The following is a 2063-nucleotide window of genomic DNA, read 5'->3' as shown; positions in this document are numbered from 1 at the left end:
CTGCTCGGCCGCACGCAGGATGCGCACCATTCGCGTGAACACCGGCGCCGCCTCCTCGAGCAGCTCGGCCACCAGCGCGGATTGGCTATTGCCGGTGAGCGCAGACAGCTCCCGCAGGACGGCCGCAATGGGCGGTTTCAGGGTGATCGAAAGTCGCGGGTTCTTGGCCGGCATAGGGCACCTCCTATGCGCATCGTAACCCGGTAAGGTGCCGCACCGCAAGCCCTTACGCTGCTTAGCTTGCAGGGCGCGGCCGACCGTCGGCGAACGCATACCGACGTGCCCGCGTAGAGGCTCATCGGGTGCGCCCCGGATGCTGGAGAGCAGCTTGCAGGGGCGTCCCGCCCCACACCCCGGGCAGGCTAAGCCGCTAGAGCCGCTCGCCCTCCACCACCTGGGCCAGATGCTCCGGCAACCCCACCAGCCAGAACGCGCCGCCCTCGTCCGCCAGCTCCACCGCATCGCACTCCGGGTAGTCGATCAGGTACAACGCCACCCACTCGCGATTCCGCGAGCCAACCACGAACTCGCAACCCGAATGCACCGCATACGGCACCCGCTCGAAGTTGCGCCAGCTCCACCAGCAGATCACGACGGCGGCTCCCAGACTTCGGTGAAGCACTCCTCGTCGGTTTCGCCCTCGGTCTGCACGATCACGAACGGCTCACCATCGACCGCCAGGCACACCATGCGCTGCTCACCCGGGTCCATGCCAACACACATCGCCTCCACAACCGCCATCGCAATGAACCGCGGAATGTCCTCCTTCGCCTCCTCCGCAGCCCACGACAACTCCTCCTCATCAATCTCCACCGTGATCAGCCGCTTGCCCGGCTGAGGCTTGCGATTTCTTGCCACGACGACGCTCCTCCTCGTGCATCTCCCGCAACGTCAGGCCGAGAACGTCCCAGCCCCCCAACTCATCCGCCAGCCCGACCAAGTGCGAGCCGTACTGGCGCACCATCCACCGAAGCGCCTGCTCCGCCTTAGACGGTTTCCACATCGACCCCGGCGCCACCCTATCCAGCATCTTTCCGAGCAGCTCGCCCGCCAGCGCCGCAGTCCACCGCGACGCCCCCCAGGCATCCACCGCCGACACGTGCGCGTAGACCTCCCGCGCCACCTTGACCGGACGAACCTGCAGCTCGGCCCGCACGCGATCGGGCTGATTCAGGTGCCGGTACTCCGGCTGCTTGCCCTTCTCGTAGAGCCGAAACTTGATGACGCTCGTTCGCGCCCCGAGCATCACCGTGCGCCCAAGCTCCGGGTAGTCCCAGTCGCCCCGCTTCTCCCCGTAGATGCCGAACTCGTCCTTAACGCGCAGCACAGGCGCTAGAAGCTCCTCGAAGGCCCCCGGCCGGTCGAAGTCGGCGCAGGTATCCAGACGCGTGCAGCGATGCTCATAGAGCCCCCTGAGGGCCTCTACGACGGCCGGACTGCGTTCGCCCTTCACCTCCAACATCACCCGACCCCCCTGGCGCCCTCCTGCCATCACGGCCCCGACCTCATCCCCGGATGCATCGATGACGGCGTGGCGTTCCCCGAAGGTGTGGAAGCCCCGGCTTGACCTGATCTGATCGCCCGACCCGGCAAGAAGGGCCATCAGATCGTCCCGGTGCGCGTGGGTGGTGGTGGCGCTGTAGGCGTCAAAGCGAACCATGACCGCCCCCTTTCATTTTCCTGACTGTTGTTTTTTTGGGTGACCTGACCCCCCTGTTAGATATGGGGGGTTGCCGCTGCGCGGCCGCGTCGCCGCTGACCGCGGCGCTCCGCCCGCGCCGCCGCAAAACCCTCTCAGCAGTCCCGAGAAGTTGCCCCTCAAAAGCATCCAGCTCGGTCAACGCAAGGCCGAGCTGTCCCTCAAGACGCGTCTGGGCCGCTTCCATGCCTGAGACGAGCTCGTCCTTGACGGCCCGCTTGGCCTGCTCGGCCGCACGCAGGATGCGCACCATTCGCGTGAACACCGGCGCCGCCTCCTCGAGCAGCTCGGCCACCAGCGCGGATTGGCTATTGCCGGTGAGCGCAGACAGCTCCCGCAGGACGGCCGCAATGGGCGGTTTCAG

General features: G+C 66.7%; 4 protein-coding genes. All 4 read right to left on the bottom strand.

The features are described 5' to 3' along the window. Window positions 1-370: 370 nt before the first annotated feature. Window positions 371-592, bottom strand: a complete 222-nt coding sequence (locus tag IH615_RS21515; protein ID WP_291365256.1) for a hypothetical protein — start codon at window positions 590-592, stop codon at window positions 371-373. Beyond that, on the bottom strand, window positions 589-858 hold the full coding sequence (locus IH615_RS21510; protein WP_291365254.1) for a hypothetical protein: 270 nt from the start codon (window positions 856-858) through the stop codon (window positions 589-591). Before IH615_RS21510 ends, IH615_RS21515 begins: the two co-directional genes overlap by 4 nt. After that, window positions 803-1660: a replication initiation factor gene (locus IH615_RS21505; RefSeq protein ID WP_291365252.1), complete on the bottom strand. Its 858-nt coding sequence runs from the start codon at window positions 1658-1660 to the stop codon at window positions 803-805. Before IH615_RS21505 ends, IH615_RS21510 begins: the two co-directional genes overlap by 56 nt. Further along, window positions 1647-2063, bottom strand: a 417-nt coding sequence (locus tag IH615_RS21500) for a hypothetical protein (protein WP_291365250.1), incomplete at its 5' end; no start/stop codon positions are given. The genes IH615_RS21505 and IH615_RS21500, both read right to left, overlap by 14 nt.

This window comes from Devosia sp. (genome assembly GCF_014860165.1).
Taxonomy (GTDB): domain Bacteria; phylum Pseudomonadota; class Alphaproteobacteria; order Rhizobiales; family Devosiaceae; genus Devosia.
Note: the sequence above shows the minus strand (reverse complement) of the source record. Positions and strands in the feature narration are given on the sequence as shown.

What these genes read in the sequence shown, in the direction of transcription:
- IH615_RS21505 (WP_291365252.1), bottom strand. Translation starts at nt 1,660, where the DNA reads ATGGTTCGCTTTGACGCCTACAGCGCCACCACCACCCACGCGCACCGG.